Below are 20,040 nucleotides of genomic sequence, written 5' to 3'. Positions count from 1 at the left end.
TTGCCTGCTCTGCCGGTGGAGCGCCTATAGAAGTGCTTCGGCAGTACATCGAGCAACAAGAAACCCCACCAGGCTAGCGCCTGGACGCCTTATATCCCCGCCCTAATAGGGGCGAGGGTTTACGGCGCAACTGCTAAAGCAAATACCTTCGCCTAATAGAGTAGGCGCAATGAAAGAAAAATAAGGTCGAGACGTTACTATACGTTGCCCGAAAGAAAGCCGGGGAAGCGGGCAATATATTGTTCAAATAACAGTGCCGAATGCTCATTTGCTGGCAAAAAAGACTCCACAAAGAATTTTGGTGAGTGACCGTTTTCAAGCGTGCCGTGTAAGCTACTGGTGATATGGGTAAATTCAACACTAGCGCTTCCGCGCCCCACCACCACATTATCAATTCCATGCAACACGCGTTCATTAGGATCAAGCCGTAAAACTTCACGAACATTGGCATGGCTTGCGGCCTCTCGCTCCAACGCATCAAATGGCTCAGGGTCCGGTGATCGTCGCGCATGATGACGGAGACGCCAAATCAAGCTTCGCACCACTTCCTCCCAATTTCGCAAATAGGGCCTTAAACTAGCCTGATCAACCGACGACAGCAGTAGATTAGGCACGCCATTAAAATTGCGCAAGCTGATATTAATGTGGTCCAAATACAATTTGGACACTTTATTCATCGCCAGAACATTAAGGTATTGGTCCAGTAAATACGCGGGGTACGGGCTATACACATCAAGAACTTGGCCAATAGCCCAGGGCACTGTTTCATTAAATTCCAATTTATTGGAAGCCGAGCGCTGCGACGAGAAACCCGCCAATTGCAATAGAATATCTTCCTGGCTCGGCTGTAAAGCCAGCACCTCGAATATACGGATCAAGGTTTTACGACTTACACCGGTTTTATTGCACTCGACAAAGCTGAGATGACGACTTGATATGCCTGCCGAAGACGCGACAAATTGCTGCGAATAATTACGTTGCTTACGGCATTGCCGCAAGGTTGCACCAAAAAAACATTCCCTATGTACGTAGCCACGACCAATTCCGATTCATATGTGCCCTCGACTGTATCAATTATCTGAGGGAATGAATCGAATTACTCTGCACTCAAAAACAAATACTACCTGAAAGGTTAGAAAGACTTCTTATAACAACACTCACTGCGTAGATTAGTTATAAAGACGATAGCGGGACTATCACCCTTACCCCCCTCAATAGCTAGGCTTCATTAAAAAAGGGCGCATATAGCGCCCTTTTTACTACATAAACGTCCGGTTAAAATTGCAGGCGCGCATTCAGGCCAATTTCGTCGGTATCTAAGTCACCGATAAAGCTTCTGCTGATGTTTGCGCCAACCGAAAACTGCGGCACGACGTATACCCGAATACCTGCACCCACAATAGCGCCAGTATCAGAGCCGCCATAATCAGCGTCCTGATAAGCCAAACCGCCCATTAAATTACCTTCCACATTATTGGTCAGCCAAGTCCGCGTCATTGCACTGCCTGTTAAGGTATCGATATCCGCATTACCTCGGTCAGCCTCGGCAAAGCTATAGTCCATTGCCAACACAAGATCGCTGCGCTCCGACATTTTCATTGGATGGCCAACACCAATGCTTACTGTGTCGAACTCACTAACTCTATCAACATCGAGGTTTCCCAATGAACCGCGGATAAAAATATTCCGATCCAGCGCCAGCGATCCACCACCATAGATATAATCAGCGTCGTTATTATCGATATCGACGTCGGCAAAGCCGCCCTCTACATAGGTGTAACTAAAGTCCTTAGCATTCGCCTGTACAGAGGCAATCGCTGCCATTAAACCAATTCCTAAAATCTGCTTTTTAGATATATTCATCGCAATGTCTCTCCGTTGGATTGATGCAGATTTAGACTGGGCAATTGAAAACAGTTCCTCGATAGCGGTGACTTGTGCACTATGCACACTCGCGAAACTAAGCGTGTTCTAAGCTGTCTGCGCACGAAGATTTTTTGTCCATTCACAGTAAGGTAGCTTAGACATCAGCGCATTAGTTCAAACTGAATACTTGGCCGGTTCGTCGAAAAACCTACCACCGCGAAAAAATCAACTAATGTCATGAATGACTAGAATTGAAGGGCAGGCCGGCGGCACGACCACGCACTGCGATAAACCAAACGGAGAAACGGCGGCTAGGCCAAAAGCCGATAGAATAGAGTTGTAAGCGCCAGTCTATTACTCGCCAAGCTCACCATAATGTAATTTTTTCGACATCCCGCCAATACCCGCATTGAGCGAATTACTCGGATCTAATTTTTGATAGTTCGCCGCTAGCACTGGTTTGGCATGATAATGATGACCAACATTGTGCTCAGCGGGGTATTCGGCACCACGTTCTTCCAAAAGCAACAACAGCGCCTTTTTAATTGCGGCGGCATCTTCGCCCTTGCGCAGCAAATAATCTTGGTGAAAAACATGGCATAAGAAGTGGCCATAATAGAGTTTATTCACCAACAGGGTATTAAGGTGCTCTGGCAGCGCTTCAAACCAATCGACGTCATTGCGCCTCAAGGCAATATCCAATGCAACAATAGACTCGACCTCTTGATGATTAATCGCGGCATATTGCACCGCCGCGCCTGCCGCCGCAAATCGCAATAAATATGCAGACTTCGACTCTTCTTCACTACAGGAAAAATAATCAAGATCATGCTGCTTTTTTATATCATTAAGCAGTAACTCCGCTTCGGCTTTGAACTGACCTTTCACGGTTAGAATAAGTTGATGTTCGTATTTCCGATTCCACTGCTGGAGTCTTTCAGGTGTTTGGCTAGGAAACAGGCTAGCCAACCTATACACCACACTATCGACAAAGCCCTTCCTTAAGAACGGTATCTTTCGGAAAATCGAATCGAGCTGACGTTTAATATTAAAGAATAGCGGCAAGTAATTTGTGCCTAGATTTTTAATAAGCAATACAGTGTCGCGACCATAATCATCTGCCAGTTCAAAAATATCGCGGTGCAAGTATTCAGCATAAACCGGCAAACACGACGTTTTCTCAAGCAAGTTCTTGCGCAACAAATGCATGGCGTAACTGGAGTTGCTCCCCAAGTAAAAAGTGTGCTCTTCTTCATTTTTTACAAAGGTATCCAAGCGCACCGCAAAAACGGCAAGCTTGCCAGCACAACCACTAGCCTGATGCAGGCGCCTTGGGTCAGCGTTAAAACGCGCAGGCGTATCATCGCCGGTCTTGCGAACCCAGTCGGCATAGTCACGATCAGAAGCCAATCTGCCGGTGGTTTTTATATCCGAGAGCGAATAGCGTTTGTACTGGAGATTGTTAAGAATTTCTTCGGGTGTATCGCCAAGGTCAATATCAAGTTCATTAATCAAACATAGACTGCCGTCGCTATTTACTCGTGCGTACAGGGCTAACTCTGTGTAGGCTGGACCGCGCTCTACCAGCGCACCCCCCGAGTTATTGCAGATACCGCCAACGATGGAGGCACCAATACACGATGAGCCAATAACCGAATGCGGCACACGTCCATAGGGTGAGAGCGCCTTCTCTAAGGAAAACAAACTCGCCCCCGGCAGCGCGACTATCTGCTCCTGCTCGACCAAAACATGAATATCACGAATCCGGGTAGTATTGATGATTACGGTATCGCGATCACAACCTTGGGTCGGCGTAGAACCGCCAGTTAAACCCGTATTAGCCGCCTGCATCACCACGTTAACTTGCGCTTTTGTACACAGCTCCAGCAATTGCCACTGCTGCCAGAGCGTAGCAGGTTTTACAACAGCAAGTGCAGGCCCCTCACCCTCCCGAAAGCCTTTACGATATGGCGAGGTTCGCCGTTCACTAGTCAACACATGACGCGAACCAACTATTTTTTTAAAACGTGGAATTAATGTCTGACACGGCATCGTCTATCTAATCTTGTCTGGCTAGTTAACGGTACGTTTACCAGCGGGTACACTAAAAAGCGCTTTACGCTGACTATTTCGCAGTCGCTCCTGCTCCATGATTTTCTGGGAATTGACCCCGCCCAACGGCAACAGATGTTCGCGCGTAAGATCGCCGTCGGCAACCAGCGACAAATAGCGCGAACAACACACCCTTAAAAATGACGTGAAATTACTAATATCATGATCAGCATCAAGGGATTCGAGATATAGCTTGGTGATCATCTGATTTACCGTCATCTGATCGCGAAATGACAACTCCTCTAATACATCCCAAAAAAATTCCTCCAGTCGAATTGAAGTGACAACTCCATCGATCCGAAGTGATTTGGTACGATACGACCACAACTGGCTATCGGCATTAACAAAAAGTTGACACATAGCAAGCCTCCCTCTGCGCTGAAAAACTTATAGTAGCGCCACAAACTGCTTAAGCATAGCGGGGTGAGCTGGCCAAGCCGGTGCCGTTACCAGTTTGCCGTCAGTAATTGCGCTATCCATAGGCAACTCCACATACTCGGCACCGCACATCGTGATTTCTGGCTGACACGCGGGGTACGCCGACACTTTTTTACCCTCAAGTACACCGGCAGCACTCAGTAATTGCGGGCCATGACAGACTGACGCTATCGGCTTATCTGCTGTCGCAAAGTATTGAATAATTTCAATTACCTTTGCGTTTAAACGCAAATACTCTGGGGCGCGGCCACCGGGCAAGTACAAGGCATCGTATTCCTCAGCAATAATGTCAGCGAAAGACGCGTTAAGTTCAAAGTTATGGCCACGCTTCTCTGTATAGGTTTGAAAACCTTCAAAGTCATGAATAGAGGTAGCGATAGACTCCCCAGACTTTTTGCCAGGGCAAACCGCATCAACGTCGTGTCCCATCGCCAACAAGGCCTGAAACGGCACCATGTTTTCATAATCTTCAACAAAATCACCGGTAATCATCAGAACTTTAGCCATTATTAGATCCTCTTATAATAATAGAGCATAAAAGCATAGGCCTAGGAGAATTAGATTTGCGCTGAGTAAGGCCATGCAAGGACGCCCAGTAAATCGAAAATGAGGGGGGACTGGGTAAGAAGGGAATACTACATACTATTTTTCTGTTGAATACGCCCAAACTCGCACCACATAGCAACATATAAGACAGCATCAAGCCGTTAATTCCCACAGAAAAAAGGGCTATTAATTTTTATCAAAGCGCGCTTTGGATCAACAAATGAGAACGCGAATAAAATCCGGCCTTCATAAAGTAGTACTTGGAAAAAAGATTCAAACAAATATTAAATTTTTAATGAAGTTCGACTAAAGTGATTTTTATGATGCTAGATTTTTTGGAAACAGAATGAATGCAAAAGAAATTTTAGATCGGCAGTGGGAAGGTTACGATAAATATCATCGGTCACGTATTAATTTATAGATCCACGTCTTTGCGGTACCGGCATTCATTTTCGGCACTCTCTCGCTTTTGGTATCGATCATTAGCTTCAATGCACTGCTATCACTTATGTCTATTGGCGTAATGGTAGCGGCAATGGGTATTCAGGGTTTTGGCCACAAGAAGGAGGCGCTGCCTGCCGAGCCATTTACCAGCGCCAAAAATGCTGTTATCCGAATATTCTTAGAGCAACTATATACCTTCCCTAAATTCCTTATCTCGGGAAAATGGTATTCCGCGCTCAAGGTCAATAGACACACTGATAGCTAGGTACTCGCAAATAACTTTTCTATCGGGAAACGACTGACCGCCGAGCCTATGCGCCCCCCTACCACCGACGTTTAGCAGTATTGCAATGCATCCGCGCAACCCGGCCTAAGCCTACCGGCTCTACTGATGTGGTAAAGTCGCGGATATCCACTAGAATCAGATTAAGCTTAGGGTGCGCTATGCGCTGAATTGCAAATCAAGGACATATAGATGGATAGAGACCAGCGAAAAGGCGACGATCTGATACCTGAAAATGTGGACAAATTTCTCAATCCTGCACAACGCGCGGCCCTCCAACAATTAGAGAGTTTTGGCTGGCAGCTTCAGCTAATACGGCGCCCCCTATTCCAAGATCCCGTTGTTGTTGTCGTCAATCCCGAGGGCAGAAAGCTTGGGGTTTTAGAGAGCGACGGCCGCATCAATATGCAAAAAGACATCGAATTCCGGGATTAACCTCGCCTTGATTAACACTTAGTTATTTGGCGCCAAGTAGCTCATCGCTAAAGAATGCACAGTACCTTGGACGGTTCGCTTCGCGCTACCGGAAAATCGCATATGTGTAATGGTGTGAGCCATGCCCATTATAATTCGTGACGCATCGCTGGCATTTATCTTGGACGACACCGAGCGATCTACCTGTCCCTGCAAGAGCATTTTACGCAAGCCAGCAGTGGCTTCTTTATAAAACGCCAAATAGAACTGCCAAACACGCCCGCGAGTAAAGCCCGACCACTCAAGCCAGATCGTAACGTACTCACTATTCTGGTCAATTTGTTCTTGAAAGCTTAAAAGCAGACTCTCAATTCGGTCATACGCAGGCCCTTCGGTTTTAAGATGGACAGTAATCATTTCATCGACAAAATAGCGATGAATCTTCTGCAACACGGCCTGCTGCAGGCTTTCGGTATTGGGAAAATAATGGAATACAGTGGGAATAGAAACGCCGATACGCTCTGCAATATCTGCATGAGTCGCATTGGCCAAACCACGCTCCGCAAAAGCCGAAATACCCGCTTTCAAGATTTGCTCTTGACGCGCCTCGGGCGACATCCGTTTTGCTCGCGGCTTTACCTCTGTTATTGCGGCAGGGCTGCCGACTTTCCTTTTCACACTGCGCCTCTTAAAAAAGCAATTATATTTCGAGCATAAAGGTAACCGGCCCGTCATTCACCAAGCTGACTTGCATATCTGCGCCAAACTTACCGCACGCTACTTTACCATATAATTGCGTCAATTCTGCCAAGGCGTATTCATAGAGCGCTTCAGCTACCTCGGGTTCTGCTGCTAATGAGAACCCAGGCCTGCGGCCTTTTTTAGTATCCGCTGCCAGAGTAAATTGCGAAACCAGCAGCACGCCACCCTCGACATCGACCACCGATTTATTCATCTTTCCGTCTGTATCGGAAAACACGCGATACTGAAGTAATCGACTCATCATTTTACTTACAGCAACGTTGTCGTCGTGCTTTTCTAAACCTAAAAAAACCAAAAGACCTTGCCCAATTTCGCCAACACACTCACCACCCACGTCCACGCGAGCAGATTTAACCCGCTGCAATAATGCTTTCATTGAGATCCATACTTAAATTTTGGGTAACTAAATCGCTTATATATTCGATTTTCTAATCGCCGTCTGCGCAAAAATATGAGCCTGACTTTCAAACCATTTCAGCACGCGGCGGCCTTCTAATAGCTTAATTCACCGCCGCTTAGCAAGTCGGCCACATCATTACTGGCTTTCACTAAGGCGTCAGCAATACTCGGTTCAAAGGCCGAATGCCCGGCGTCACGAATTATATGCAACTCCGCATTTGGCCAAAGCGCATGCAATTGAACCGCACTCTCTAGGGGGCAAATCATATCGTAGCGGCCCTGAACAATAATACCCGGTATCGACGCGACTGATGGCATAGCGGCCAATATCTGATTTTCCTTCAAAAACCCCTGATTAATGAAATAGTGGGATTCAATATGGGACATCGACACCGCCGTATGGGCATTTAAGAGGTGATCTTCAACATCGTGATTAGGGCGCAGCGTCGAGCATCGTGCCTCCCATAAGGACCACGCTTTGGCGGCAGACATCCGCGCCAGTTCATTTTCACCGTGCAGTACTCGATGATAAGCCTCAATCCAACTCTCGCCGCTCTGCCGGCAAAGCGCCTCGCTAAAGTCTCGCCAATAATCGGGAAAAATCCTGCTGGCACCGCCTTCGCTGTAAAACCAATCCAACTCCGTCGGCCGACACAGGAATATTCCTCTCAAGATCATCGCCGCCACCCTCGCTGGGTGAGTTTGAGCATAGACAAGACCAAGAGTAGAGCCCCATGACCCGCCAAACACCACCCACTTATCAATCGCGAGGTGCTCGCGAATAGCCTCCATGTCGGCAACCAATGCCTCGGTGGTATTGTCTTGCAAACAGGCATGCGGCTCAGAGTGACCGCAGCCACGTTGATCGAACAAAATAATGCGATAACGCTCGGGGTCAAAAAAGCTCCGCGCCTTGGGACTGCAGCCCGCACCGGGACCACCGTGAACAAAGACCACGGGAATTCCCTCAGGATTACCAGACTCTTCGACGTATAGAATATGCGGTGCCTGAACCGGCAACTGATGGGTTTTAAAGGGCTTTATATCTGGGAATAATGCGAGCATAGCGTCAACCATATCCAATTAATGCACTGGATCAGTGTAGCGCAGACCGCGACTTAACGCTTAGGGGAAAACTGGCGGCCTTGAACAGGCCGCCAGAGGACTAACTTAGCAACTTACTTAGGAGCGCGTTTACGCTCATTTTCTTTCAGTAGCTTTTTACGCAGACGAATGCTTTTGGGCGTTACTTCCACTAGCTCATCATCTTCAACGAACTCCAGTGCCTGCTCCAAGGTGTGCTTAATGTGCGGCGACAGGGTTAACGCTTCATCAGTACCGGAGGCGCGAACATTAGTCAGCTGTTTGGCACGGGTGGGGTTAACCACTAGATCGTTAGCGCGGTTGTGAAGCCCAATAATCTGGCCTTCATACACTTCCGCTGCGTGACCCATAAACAAGCGACCGCGATCTTGCAGGTTAAACAAACCATAGCTTAGGGTTTTACCACCAACCATGGACACCATTACACCGTTCTGACGGCCAGCTAATTCGCCGCCCTTCACTTCGCCGTAGTGATCGAACACAGTGGTCATGATACCGCTACCAGAAGTCATGGTCAGGAATTGGCCACGGAAACCGATCAAGCCACGCGCAGGCGCGAGAAACTCAAGTTTTACGCGACCTTTGCCGTCAGGCTCCATATTGCTCATTTCCGCTTTACGCAGGCCGAGCTCTTCCATCACCGAACCTTGGTGCTGCTCTTCAACGTCGATAACAACATGTTCAAACGGTTCTTGCACCACACCGTCAACAATCTTCTGTACAACTTCAGGGCGGGAAACACCCATTTCAAAACCTTCTCGACGCATGGTTTCGATCAGTACTGACAAGTGAAGCTCACCGCGGCCAGATACTTTGAATTTATCAGGCGTCTCGCCCGGCTCAACACGCAGTGCCACGTTGTGGATAAGCTCTTGATCCAAGCGATCGCGGATATTGCGCGAGGTAACAAACTTACCTTCTTTGCCAGCAAACGGTGAATCATTTACCTGAAAGGTCATGCTGACCGTTGGCTCATCAACACTCAATGGCGGCAATGCCTCTGGGTGGCCCGGCGCGCACAAGGTATCGGAGATATTCAGGCCTTCAATACCGGTGACACAAACAATTTCACCGGCCTTACCTTCAGGCACTTCAACCCGTTCTAGGCCGTAATAGCCCATAACGGTTAACAATTTACACTTACGAGTTTTGCCGTCAGCGCCAACCACAACCAGCTGATCATTGGCCTTCATGGTGCCGCGAGTAATACGGCCAACACCGATTACACCAACATAGCTATTGTAATCAAGCGCGGAGATTTGCATTTGCAGCGGACCATCAGCATCAACTTCAGGAGTTGGCACTTTGTCGACGATCATTTGGAACAAGGGCGTCATGTCTTCGGCCAGATCATTAAAATCCAAACCTGCAACACCATTAATGGCTGAAGCAAACATAATCGGGAAGTCTAACTGCTCATCGGTAGCACCAAGACGGTCAAACAAATCAAATACTTGGTCAACTACCCAATCAGGACGGGCACCTGGACGGTCAACTTTGTTTACAACCACAATCGGGTTCAAGCCTTGCTCAAACGCTTTTTGGGTTACAAAGCGCGTTTGAGGCATAGGACCATCAACGGCGTCGACCAGTAGCAATACACTGTCGACCATCGACAATACGCGCTCAACTTCACCACCGAAGTCAGCGTGGCCTGGTGTATCAACGATATTGATACGGTAGCCGTTCCACTCAATTGCAGTATTTTTAGCAAGAATGGTAATACCGCGTTCTTTCTCCTGGTCGTTGGAGTCCATGATTCGCTCGGAATCTTGGTTACGGCGATCAAGGGTTCCCGATTGACTCAACAGTTTATCCACTAGCGTGGTTTTACCGTGGTCAACGTGGGCGATAATGGCGATATTGCGCAGCGTATCAATCATGGAGGGGCTTCGTTGTTGGATAAAATGGCCGCGCATTATACAACAAGCCCGCTCGTCTTAGCAGCAGGAAGTGACATATCTTCTTGGCAAAATCTACTAATTACGATTAAAAGAACAAAATCAACGTCTTGGGCATCCACCAGATACCCGCTACAATCATTCTACGCATCAATTGCCCACTTCTCTGAGAATAGGACCGCCATGACCACAGCAAATGTGACTTGGAAAAGCCGCTGGACTTTTATTTTGGCCGCAACCGGCTCAGCGGTAGGCTTGGGCAATATTTGGAAATTCCCCTATATCACCGGCGAATACGGTGGCGGCGCGTTTGTACTGGTCTACCTTAGCTGCATATTACTGATTGGTGTTCCGGTCATGATTGCCGAAATAATGGTCGGCCGCGCTGGCCGCAGCGATCCCGTGCACAGCATGGCCAAGCTCGGCCGCGAGGCCGACAAATCGTCTTATTGGGGTGCAGTGGGCGCCGTCGGCATTATTGCCGGCCTAATGATCATGATGTTCTACAGCGTCGTCGCCGGCTGGGCACTGGAGTATGTTGCACAGAGCGTGATGGGAACCTACAGCGCCGCCTCCACTGATGAAATAGAAAGCAATTTTAGCAGCCTACTAAGCAACAACAACCAGCAAACTATTTGGCACAGCCTATTCACCCTAATCACCGCAAGCGTCGTTGCCGGTGGCGTCGCAAAAGGTATAGGTAAAGCAGTAGAGATACTCATGCCGATTCTATTCGGCTTCTTGCTGCTACTACTCGGCTACAGTTGGGTGAACGGCGATTTTAGCGCTGGCTTGCACTTTATGTTCGACACCGACTTTAGCAAATTAACCGGCGAAGCCATCTTGGTCGCCATGGGCCACGCCTTTTTTACCCTAAGTTTAGGCATGGGCGCCATCATGGCCTACGGCGCTTACTTCCCAGGCAAAACGTCGATTGGCAAAACCGTACTCGCCATCGGCGCCCTCGACACTGTTATTGCCTTGGTTGCTGGTATGGCGATGTTCCCGCTGGTCTTCGCCAACGGCCTCACCCCCGGCCAAGGCCCCGGCCTGATGTTTGTCACCCTACCTATCGCCTTTGCCAATATGAATGGCGGCCTATTTTTTGGCACCATCTTTTTTAGCTTGGTCAGTATCGCCGCACTCAGCTCGTCGATTTCATTGATTGAGCCCGGTGTGGCTTGGCTTGAAAAATACGGCGTAAAGCGCACGCTATCGACTTTCGGACTGGCGGGCATTGCCTGGCTTGGCGGCCTAGCATGCATTCATTACGGTGCCGTATTTGATGCTTTAGACTACATCACCGCCAATATTATGCTGCCCATTGGCGGTCTGTTCATTGCCTTATTCGTCGGCTGGGTATTACCAGCTGACACCACCGCCGCCGAGGTTAGCATGGGCCGCGGACTTATTTTTAAAGCGTGGCGCATTGCGCTGCGGTATATAGCACCAGCGGGTATTCTGCTGGTCTTTTTAAACAGCCTTAAACTCATCTAAATAGGATCTAAACTGTGCAAAACCCCCTACTAAAAATCTTCATTCTTGCCAGCTTAGCCTTGTTTGGCGGCCTCTATTATTACAGCGGCCAAATAGAAGACCACTACAGCGACAACGCCGGCCGCTATTTAAACGTCGCCCTAGCTGATATCTCTAGCTGGCAGACTGCGGACTTAAAAGGCCAGCTCTCTCGCGAAACTCTATCCCAAGTGAGTGACGAGCAACTGAGTAAACTTTGTGAGGACTACGCCCATCTCGGGCAATTTCAAAGAATGGACGAGTTGCGGTTTTCGCGCTTGAGCGGCGCACTATCAATGGTGAGCAACCCACCAAAGCTTAGCTATAGCAGCAATGTGCACTTTGAACACGGAAGCGCGGTCATGACCGCGACGTTAACACTCGAAAATGAACGATTTAAACTCTACAACTTCAATCTTGGCACGCCCGACCAAGCGCCAAAGGAATAGCGGGCAGCCGGGCCTAGGCGAATAGTGACGACTAACTACGAAGGCCGATAGACTTTCACATTTTCAAAACCTTGCTCCACCAAATGAGACGCATGGAGGCGACTCATCACACCCTTATCGCAGTACAACATATAAGTGCGCGACTGATCGAGTTGGGCAAACCGGCTGTGCAACTCATAAAATGGAATCGTTTGAATTTCGCTACTGATCATTCTTAAGGGCTTACGATCAACTTCATCTGGATGACGAACATCAACAATAACAGCATCCGGCAAGGGAATAGGCAGGGATTCCACCGCCGCAACCGTCAAATCTTCATCGGCTAACGCGTCGATGTTGATGTAGTTGGCCGATGCGATAGCGCGCTCCAGCACCGAAAAGTCGAAATTTGCCTCTTGAGCGGCAATTTTTTCTGGCTTGGCACGCGTCGTTGGCTTAACGGAAATGACGCCGCAGTATTCCGGCATATTGGCAGCAAAAGCCTCCGTGCCAATTTTGGCTGCGATGTTAATGATGTCCAATTTGTCGGCACAAATAAGCGGACGCAACACTAAGGTGTCCGTGACCTGATCGATGACGGAAAGGTTCTGCAAAGTCTGACTGGAAACTTGCGCAACCGCCTCGCCAGTAACCAAGGCCGCCACCTCTAGCTGAGCCGCCACCTCAGATGCAGCGCGCAACATCATGCGCTTAAGGATTACCCCCATCTGCGAGTTTTCAACGTTCTTCAAAATCTCACCAACCACATCTTCAAAGGGTACACTGACAAATTTCACCCGATGGGAGGCACCGTATTTTAGCCACAAATACAAAGCGACTTCTTTTACGCCAACCTCATGCTCCCGACCGCCAAGATTAAAAAAGCAAAAATGCGTGCGCATACCGCGCTTCATTGTTAAATAACTGGATACGGTGGAATCAAAGCCCCCAGAGATCAACGATACCGCCGCATCGATCGTACCCAAGGGAAACCCCCCCAAGCCTTCAATACGCCGATTTACGATATAAACCACATCTTGACGAACCTCAATGCGCACGGTGACATCAGGGTTATGCAGATCTACGCCCGCAGACTCTGCGTACTGATTTAAACCGCCACCCACATAGCGTTCGATTTCGCTAGAATTAAAGTCGTGTTTACCCACCCGCTTACAACGCACCACAAAACTTTTACCGCGCAGACTATTACCGATTGCGAGCCGGGTTTTCTCATAAATATCGTGTACATCCACCAGAGGGTATTCGAGCACCTCAACAAAATGCGATATACCAGGCGTATTGCTAAGCACCGCCACAAAACCAGCCAAAATTTCAGGATCTTCACTCGCGGTCTCGATGGTGATTCGATCCCAGTCGCGGATAATTTCGAGGTTCGGATCCAAAGGCAGGAGGAGCTTGCGTAAATTATCCCGCAGCTGCTTGGTGAATTTCTTACGAACAGGCTTGCTCTTGATGATGATTTCTGGAAATAATTTAACGAGGAATTTCATTTATACAATCGCAAAGATGGGGGCCCGCCATTATACCTGCTACACCTCTTCGGGGGCAGCCCAGCAAATCGCACCAATTAAGGTCATTATTTCGAGCAAGGATTCATTGTGGTGCGCTTTATTCTGAATCGTGCACAAGGTTTAAGCAAAATGGTACGAGCGCCTTAAAATATAATCCCATTGCTCAGCACGAATCCTGCATGTTTTTAGCGTTTTCAGTTCGCAGATTGCGCTACTATGCTGCACAATGCATAGCGAATATAATTCATAACCCTTCGGCGATGCCGAATTCAAACTTACTTTCTCTATCTGGAGGACGAACATAATGTCAGAGAACACTCTGCAGTTAATCGCCGAAAATGACGTGAAATGGGCTGATATGCGCTTTACCGATACCAAGGGTAAAGAGCAGCACGTCACCATCCCGGCAACCGACATCGATGAAGGCTTTTTTGAAGACGGCAAAATGTTTGACGGTTCATCCATTGCTGGCTGGAAAGGCATTAATGAATCAGACATGATTTTGATGCCTGATGACACCGCATCGATCCTAGATCCCTTTACCGAAGAATCCACCATTATCATCCGCTGCAACATTGTAGAGCCATCTACCATGCAGGGTTATAACCGTGACCCACGCTCCATCGCCCAGCGCGCTGAAGACTATATGCGCGCTACCGGCATTGCCGACAACGCACTATTTGGCCCCGAGCCAGAATTCTTCGTGTTCGACGACGTTAAGTGGAAAGTCTCAATGGAAGGCGCCAGCTATGCGATCGCCTCTGACGAAGCTGCGTGGAAATCAGGCGACAATTTCGAAGAAGGCAACACGGGCCACCGTCCAGGCGTCAAAGGCGGCTACTTCCCAGTACCGCCAGTCGATAGCCTGCACGACCTGCGTGGTGCGATGTGTAATGCCATGAGCGACATGGGCCTTACAATCGAAGTTCACCACCACGAAGTGGGTACTGCTGGTCAGTGCGAAATCGGTGTTGGTCCTAACACCTGCGTTAAAAAAGCGGACGAAGTACAGGTTCTCAAGTACTGCGTACACAATGTTGCCCACGCCTACGGCAAAACAGCAACCTTTATGCCTAAGCCGATTGTTGGCGATAACGGCAGCGGCATGCACGTTCACATGTCACTGAGCAAAGACGGTACAAACCTATTTGCCGGCGATGTCTACGGTGGCCTGTCTGAAACTGCACTGTTCTATATTGGCGGCATTATTAAGCACGCCCGTGCAATCAACGCCTTCACCAACGCCTCTACTAACTCGTATAAGCGTCTGGTTCCAGGTTTTGAAGCACCGGTTATGCTGGCTTATTCGGCACGCAACCGCTCTGCGTCAATCCGCATACCATTCGTACCAAACCCTAAAGCTCGTCGTGTTGAAGTTCGCTTCCCAGATCCTTCAGCTAACCCATACCTCGCTTTCGCGGTTATGTTGATGGCTGGCTTAGACGGCATTCAAAACAAGATCCACCCCGGCGATGCTGCAGACAAAGATCTATACGACCTACCGGCTGAGGAAGCAGCGGCAATCCCAACTGTTGCCTCTAGCCTTGACCAAGCGTTGCAAGCACTTGATGCAGACCGCGCATTCTTGACTGCTGGCGGCGTATTTGACGACGATACTATCGACGCCTATATTGCCCTCAAAGCACAAGAAGTTGAGCGCCTAGCCATGACAACTCACCCAGTTGAGTTCGACATGTACTACAGCGTTTAAACGGCCTTTTGCATAAAAAAGCCCGCGCAATGCGGGCTTTTTTATGCCTAGCTGCTCAACAATACCGCCGTCGTTGCACACACTAACACCAAGGCTTGCACTAGACCGAACTTCGCCACATCATGGGCTATTAAATGCCGAGGTGCTGTATGGTTCGCTGCCTAATTCTGTTCATAGTAAGCTTAGCGCTGCTCACCACGATGAGCTTTGCCACCGAAATTTATCGGTCTACCGACCAGTATGGCAATACTGTATTTTCTGACACGCCGCCAAAAAACAGCACCCCCGTTGAACTCCCCCCGATCAACACCGCGCCCCCAACCGAAGTCAGCGATACCGCGCATCGCAAAAAGCCATCTGTCACCGTGAATATGAGCAACCAAATATCAATTCAAAGCCCCGCCAACGGCGATATCATTCCCAACGGACGAATACCCACCACGATTCGCGTCACAACCCGAGAAAAGCTTGCCCCCTCACAGCGAATCGTCATTGAACTCAACGGCCAGAAACTGTCCAACTCGAGCAGCACGCAATACACTATCCCCCTACTTAGTCGCGGGCCACACCGCATCCACGCAAGCCTTATCGACCAAACGGGCAAGGCCATCAGTAAAGATTCCGTGGACATCATGGTCTACCAACCCGGCAATTAGCGTAAATCGCAAAAAAAAGCGCACCAACTTAAGGCTTTACCCCTATAATCAGCACAAAGTCGTGCAACAATCTTGCGGGCCGCAAGCGCTAACATCGCACTATATTGGGACTTAGATGGCATCGCGGCCCTCAATTCTGTGAATATCTACCGACAACCCCCTACTACTCCCTTGGCCTAGAAATTGCTTTGAGCTAAAGCATAATGAACATACTGGCGACGATATGCCCCCGAATAATCTCCACCACCAAATTCTCGACAACTTAAAAACAGCTATTTTGTTAGTCGAGCCGAACCTGACCGTGAGCTACATCAATCCCGCGGCAGAGTCGCTATTGGCGGTATCAGACCAACGCATTCATGGCGAAGCCATAACCAAGCTATTCCACGAGCAAGAAGACACGCTCGTTAAGTTACTCGACGCAATAAACAACTGCGAGGCCTATACCAAGCGCGAAACCGTACTCACTTTGCGCTCAGGGGCAGAGATCACAGTCGACTACGCCGTTACCCCAGTTACCGAAAATCGGCGCACCTCGCTGATAATTGAGTTTCAGCCCCTGGACCGCCTCATCAGAATTAGTCGCGAAGAAGGCTTGCTATCTTCACAGCAAAACAGCCAAGCATTGATTCGCGGCATTGCACACGAAGTTAAAAATCCGCTTGGCGGATTGCGCGGCGCAGCCCAATTGCTAGCGCGCGAACTCAGCGACCCAAAACTTCACGACTACACCAATATCATCATTGAAGAAGCGGACCGCCTACGCAATTTAGTCGACACCATGCTCGGCCCACATCGCGCACCTGAAAAGAAGATGACCAATATCCACGAAGTATTGGAGCGTGTCCGCCAGCTCGTCGACGCCGAGAGCGAGGGTTATATCCGCATCATTCGCGACTACGACCCAAGTATTCCCGATATTTTGGGCGACCGCGAACAACTGATACAAGCATTCCTAAATGTAACCCGCAATGCCCAACAAGCGCTGCGGCAAAACAATATGGACGACCGCGACCCCACAATCATTTTACGAACGCGTACCGTGCGCCAACTTACCATAGGCAGCCATCGCCACCGCCTAGTGTGTAGCGTGGATATTATCGACAACGGCCCAGGCATCCCCAAGGACTTGCGCGCCTCAATATTCTTACCGATGGTCAGCGGCCGCGCCGATGGCACCGGCCTCGGTTTATCAATTGCACAATCTATACTCAACCATCACAACGGCCTAATTGAATGTAGTAGCGAGCCCGGTAACACCACCTTCTCGCTGCACATCCCGCTGGAGCAAGCCTCATGAGTCAAACCAATGCTGTCTGGATAGCTGACGACGACCGATCGATTCGCTGGGTTCTTGAAAAAGCCCTAAACCAAGCTGGCATCATTACCCGCTGCTTTGAAAACGGTGATGGCCTACTTAGCGAACTCGAATCTGAAGTGCCCGACGCCATCATTAGTGATATCCGCATGCCGGGGATCGACGGCCTAAAATTACTGTCGCGAATTACCGCCGCCCATCCCGGCCTGCCCGTTATCATCACCACTGCTCATTCTGACTTAGATAGCGCAGTGGCTTCTTACCAAGGCGGTGCCTTCGAGTATTTACCCAAGCCATTCGATGTAGACGACGCGGTTGCTACCACCCAGCGCGCACTGCAACACGCCAACAAAAATCGTAATTTACTCCCTGAGCAAGCGCCACTGGAAACAACCGAGATAATCGGTGAAGCACCCGCCATGCAGGAAGTGTTTCGAGCCATCGGTCGCCTAGCCCAATCAAATATCACCGTGCTAATCAACGGTGAGTCGGGTACAGGTAAAGAACTAGTGGCACAAGCACTTCACCGCCACAGCCCGCGGGCGACGAAACCTTTCATCGCCTTAAACATGGCCGCGATTCCTAAAGACCTAATGGAGTCTGAATTATTTGGCCATGAAAAAGGGGCGTTTACCGGCGCAAGCGCTCAGCGTCGCGGCCGATTTGAGCAGGCCAATGGCGGCACATTATTCTTAGATGAAATTGGTGATATGCCCGCCGACACCCAAACGCGCTTATTACGTGTTTTAGCCGACGGTGAGTTTTACCGGGTTGGTGGTCACACACCGGTTAAAGTCGACGTGCGCATCATTGCAGCAACTCACCAGAATCTTGAAAAATTGGTGAAGAGCAATCATTTCCGGGAAGATTTATTTCACCGCATAAATGTAATTCGCATCCACCTACCCAAGCTATCTGAACGCCGCGAAGACATCCCAAAACTCATGCAGCACTTCTTTACCCGCGCGGGTAACGAGCTGAATGTTGAGCCTAAACGTCTGCGCCCAGAAACCGAAGAATACCTCTGCCAAATGGAATGGCAGGGTAATGTGCGCCAGCTGGAAAACACCTGTCGCTGGTTAACCGTCATGGCCTCTGGCCGTGAAATACACATAAACGACCTGCCGCCTGAGTTACTAGAAAGACCCCAAGGTGAAGCCGCGCCGGCCTCTAACTGGCAAGACAACCTCAAGCGCTGGGCGGATCAAGAGCTCATGCTGGGCCGCGACAAACTCCTCGACCGCGCCGTACCGCAATTCGAACGCATCATGATCGAAGCCGCACTACGCCACACCCACGGCCGCCGCCGGGATGCATCCAATCTATTAGGCTGGGGACGCAATACTCTGACTCGTAAGATTAAGGAGCTGGGTATGGGTGGAGATGACGAGGATTGATTGAAGGGCCAGTCGGACGCCGGAGGTCGGGCGTCTGACGCTTAGAAACTGATATGGTGGCTGACGTTACACAACGAAGCTCCGCACAGCTTTTTCGTCCGACGTCAGACTCCCAACGTCAGGCTTGCCCCCATAAATCCCACTTGCCGCCACGCTTCGTAACTCACTAAAGCGACGGTATTCGACAAATTCAGGCTTCGAGCCTCGGCCATCATCGGCACACGCAGGCATTGTTCTTGCCCCAAACTTTCCCGCACATCGGCGGGTAGTCCTGCGGTTTCAGAGCCGAACAGTAATACGTCGTCGGCAGCAAATTTGGCATCAGCGTAGTTGCGATTACCCTTGGTGGTTAATGCAAATATACGCCGACCCGCCATGGCGGCCAAAAAACTCGGGTAGTCCGGATGACGCGTCACCCGCGCCAACTCGGCATAATCTAAACCCGCGCGGCGCAATTTCTTCTCTTCCATATCAAAGCCCAATGGCTCAATAAGATGAAGATGACAGCCATTATTCGCAACTAAGCGAATAATATTTCCCGTATTAGGGGCGATCCGCGGCTCGTACAGGGCGATATGGAACATAGAGGGAACACCAAAAAACGAGTTATGCCGACAACAAAATTAGAGGTAAAAAAATACCGCTCACCAAACGACCAGCAAGCGGTATTTACGTAGACACTTTACAGCTTAGTGCGTCGTTGACGCAGCCTCTGCCGCTTTAGCCGCCGCAGCTTCTTCTGCCTGGCGATACAGTGCTTCAAAATTCACAGGCTGTAGTGCCAACGCAGGGAAGCCACCTTTCACTACCAGCGCGTCTACCGCTTCGCGCAAATACGGGAATAGCATATTAGGACAAGCTATACCCAGCAACTGGCGCAGTTGATCACCCTCAATACCTTCGGCAATAAACAAACCGGCTTGATGTATCTCTACCAAAAAGGCAGTTTCATCATCTTCCAGTTTGGCCGTAACCGTGACGGTTAAAATGACTTCGTAGTTATTTTCGGCAATCGCTTTGCTGCGCGTATTAAGGTCAACCTGTATTTTAGGCTTCCACGCTTTAGTAAAGATGATAGGTCCGGCAGGAGACTCAAAAGACACATCTTTAGTGTAAATACGCTGCAGGGCAAACTTGGCTTGAACGGGCGTTTCTTCTGGCATTGTTTTCCGTTTCCTAAACTAATTAAAGGGGCTATACCGTATATATGGGTC

20 protein-coding genes are annotated in these 20,040 nt (G+C 49.4%); 8 read left to right on the top strand and 12 right to left on the bottom strand.

Annotated features, from left to right (window positions below; all coding sequences use genetic code 11):
• Positions 1–197: 197 nt before the first annotated feature.
• The 5 genes from ABD836_RS18745 to ABD836_RS18725 all read right to left on the bottom strand — a co-directional run bounded on the left by ABD836_RS18745 (position 198) and on the right by ABD836_RS18725 (position 4,923).
• Complete coding sequence (locus ABD836_RS18745; protein ID WP_344938952.1) at positions 198–998, bottom strand: helix-turn-helix domain-containing protein; 801 nt, start codon at positions 996–998, stop codon at positions 198–200.
• Positions 999–1,275: 277 nt separating this feature from the next.
• Positions 1,276–1,863, bottom strand: coding sequence for an outer membrane beta-barrel protein (locus ABD836_RS18740; RefSeq protein WP_344938949.1), 588 nt, complete (start codon positions 1,861–1,863; stop codon positions 1,276–1,278).
• 357 nt (positions 1,864–2,220) lie between these two features.
• Complete coding sequence (dld, locus tag ABD836_RS18735) at positions 2,221–3,918, bottom strand: D-lactate dehydrogenase (protein ID WP_344938947.1); 1,698 nt, start codon at positions 3,916–3,918, stop codon at positions 2,221–2,223.
• Positions 3,919–3,939: 21 nt separating this feature from the next.
• On the bottom strand, positions 3,940–4,338 hold the full coding sequence (locus ABD836_RS18730; RefSeq protein WP_344938945.1) for a ribbon-helix-helix domain-containing protein: 399 nt from the start codon (positions 4,336–4,338) through the stop codon (positions 3,940–3,942).
• 27 nt (positions 4,339–4,365) lie between these two features.
• On the bottom strand, positions 4,366–4,923 hold the full coding sequence (locus ABD836_RS18725) for a DJ-1/PfpI family protein (RefSeq protein ID WP_344938942.1): 558 nt from the start codon (positions 4,921–4,923) through the stop codon (positions 4,366–4,368).
• A 547-nt stretch (positions 4,924–5,470) separates the two neighbouring features.
• Between ABD836_RS18725 and ABD836_RS18720 the strand changes: the two genes are divergently transcribed.
• Positions 5,471–5,671: a hypothetical protein gene (locus ABD836_RS18720; RefSeq protein ID WP_344938939.1), complete on the top strand. Its 201-nt coding sequence runs from the start codon at positions 5,471–5,473 to the stop codon at positions 5,669–5,671.
• A gap of 210 nt (positions 5,672–5,881) precedes the next feature.
• Positions 5,882–6,124, top strand: a complete 243-nt coding sequence (locus ABD836_RS18715) for a hypothetical protein (RefSeq protein ID WP_344938936.1) — start codon at positions 5,882–5,884, stop codon at positions 6,122–6,124.
• Positions 6,125–6,142: 18 nt separating this feature from the next.
• Here ABD836_RS18715 and ABD836_RS18710 read toward each other — a convergent pair whose 3' ends face one another.
• The 4 genes from ABD836_RS18710 to typA form a co-directional block, all read right to left on the bottom strand.
• Positions 6,143–6,781 (bottom strand): TetR/AcrR family transcriptional regulator, encoded by a 639-nt coding sequence (locus tag ABD836_RS18710; protein ID WP_344938933.1) that lies wholly within the window; start codon positions 6,779–6,781, stop codon positions 6,143–6,145.
• Between the two features lie 22 nt (positions 6,782–6,803).
• Entirely contained in the window at positions 6,804–7,241 is a 438-nt protein-coding gene (dtd, locus tag ABD836_RS18705) for a D-aminoacyl-tRNA deacylase (RefSeq protein WP_344938930.1), read from the bottom strand.
• 116 nt (positions 7,242–7,357) lie between these two features.
• Positions 7,358–8,329, bottom strand: coding sequence for a prolyl aminopeptidase (gene pip / locus ABD836_RS18700; protein WP_344938927.1), 972 nt, complete (start codon positions 8,327–8,329; stop codon positions 7,358–7,360).
• 113 nt (positions 8,330–8,442) lie between these two features.
• Complete coding sequence (gene typA / locus ABD836_RS18695; protein WP_344938924.1) at positions 8,443–10,251, bottom strand: translational GTPase TypA; 1,809 nt, start codon at positions 10,249–10,251, stop codon at positions 8,443–8,445.
• 201 nt (positions 10,252–10,452) lie between these two features.
• Between typA and ABD836_RS18690 the strand changes: the two genes are divergently transcribed.
• Together ABD836_RS18690 and ABD836_RS18685 are read left to right on the top strand one after the other, a co-directional pair.
• Positions 10,453–11,766, top strand: coding sequence for a sodium-dependent transporter (locus tag ABD836_RS18690; RefSeq protein WP_344938921.1), 1,314 nt, complete (start codon positions 10,453–10,455; stop codon positions 11,764–11,766).
• A 14-nt stretch (positions 11,767–11,780) separates the two neighbouring features.
• The gene (locus tag ABD836_RS18685) at positions 11,781–12,233 is read left to right on the top strand and encodes a DcrB/PsbP domain-containing protein (protein ID WP_344938917.1); all 453 of its coding nucleotides are present in this window, start codon (positions 11,781–11,783) and stop codon (positions 12,231–12,233) included.
• A 35-nt stretch (positions 12,234–12,268) separates the two neighbouring features.
• On the opposite strand, the gene thiI is transcribed toward ABD836_RS18685, so the two are convergent.
• Positions 12,269–13,723, bottom strand: a complete 1,455-nt coding sequence (gene thiI, locus ABD836_RS18680; RefSeq protein WP_344938914.1) for a tRNA uracil 4-sulfurtransferase ThiI — start codon at positions 13,721–13,723, stop codon at positions 12,269–12,271.
• A 325-nt stretch (positions 13,724–14,048) separates the two neighbouring features.
• Between thiI and glnA the strand changes: the two genes are divergently transcribed.
• The 4 genes from glnA to ntrC all read left to right on the top strand — a co-directional run bounded on the left by glnA (position 14,049) and on the right by ntrC (position 18,826).
• Positions 14,049–15,455, top strand: coding sequence for a glutamate--ammonia ligase (gene glnA, locus ABD836_RS18675; protein WP_344938911.1), 1,407 nt, complete (start codon positions 14,049–14,051; stop codon positions 15,453–15,455).
• A 149-nt stretch (positions 15,456–15,604) separates the two neighbouring features.
• The gene (locus ABD836_RS18670) at positions 15,605–16,111 is read left to right on the top strand and encodes a DUF4124 domain-containing protein (protein ID WP_344938910.1); all 507 of its coding nucleotides are present in this window, start codon (positions 15,605–15,607) and stop codon (positions 16,109–16,111) included.
• Positions 16,112–16,334: 223 nt separating this feature from the next.
• Positions 16,335–17,411 carry a nitrogen regulation protein NR(II) gene (glnL, locus tag ABD836_RS18665; RefSeq protein WP_344938907.1) on the top strand — a complete coding sequence of 359 codons (1,077 nt, stop codon included), beginning with the start codon at positions 16,335–16,337 and terminating at the stop codon, positions 17,409–17,411.
• Positions 17,408–18,826: a nitrogen regulation protein NR(I) gene (ntrC, locus tag ABD836_RS18660; protein ID WP_344938904.1), complete on the top strand. Its 1,419-nt coding sequence runs from the start codon at positions 17,408–17,410 to the stop codon at positions 18,824–18,826. The genes glnL and ntrC overlap by 4 nt, the downstream gene beginning before the upstream one ends.
• Positions 18,827–18,930: 104 nt before the next feature.
• Here ntrC and ABD836_RS18655 read toward each other — a convergent pair whose 3' ends face one another.
• Entirely contained in the window at positions 18,931–19,410 is a 480-nt protein-coding gene (locus tag ABD836_RS18655; protein WP_344938901.1) for a tRNA (cytidine(34)-2'-O)-methyltransferase, read from the bottom strand.
• Positions 19,411–19,515: 105 nt separating this feature from the next.
• A complete protein-coding gene (secB, locus tag ABD836_RS18650) occupies positions 19,516–19,989 on the bottom strand; it encodes a protein-export chaperone SecB (protein WP_344938898.1) in 474 nt (157 codons plus the stop codon).
• Positions 19,990–20,040 lie beyond the last annotated feature (51 nt).

Source organism: Zhongshania borealis, assembly GCF_039539625.1.
GTDB lineage: Bacteria > Pseudomonadota > Gammaproteobacteria > Pseudomonadales > Spongiibacteraceae > Spongiibacter > Spongiibacter borealis.
Note: the sequence above shows the minus strand (reverse complement) of the source record. Positions and strands in the feature narration are given on the sequence as shown.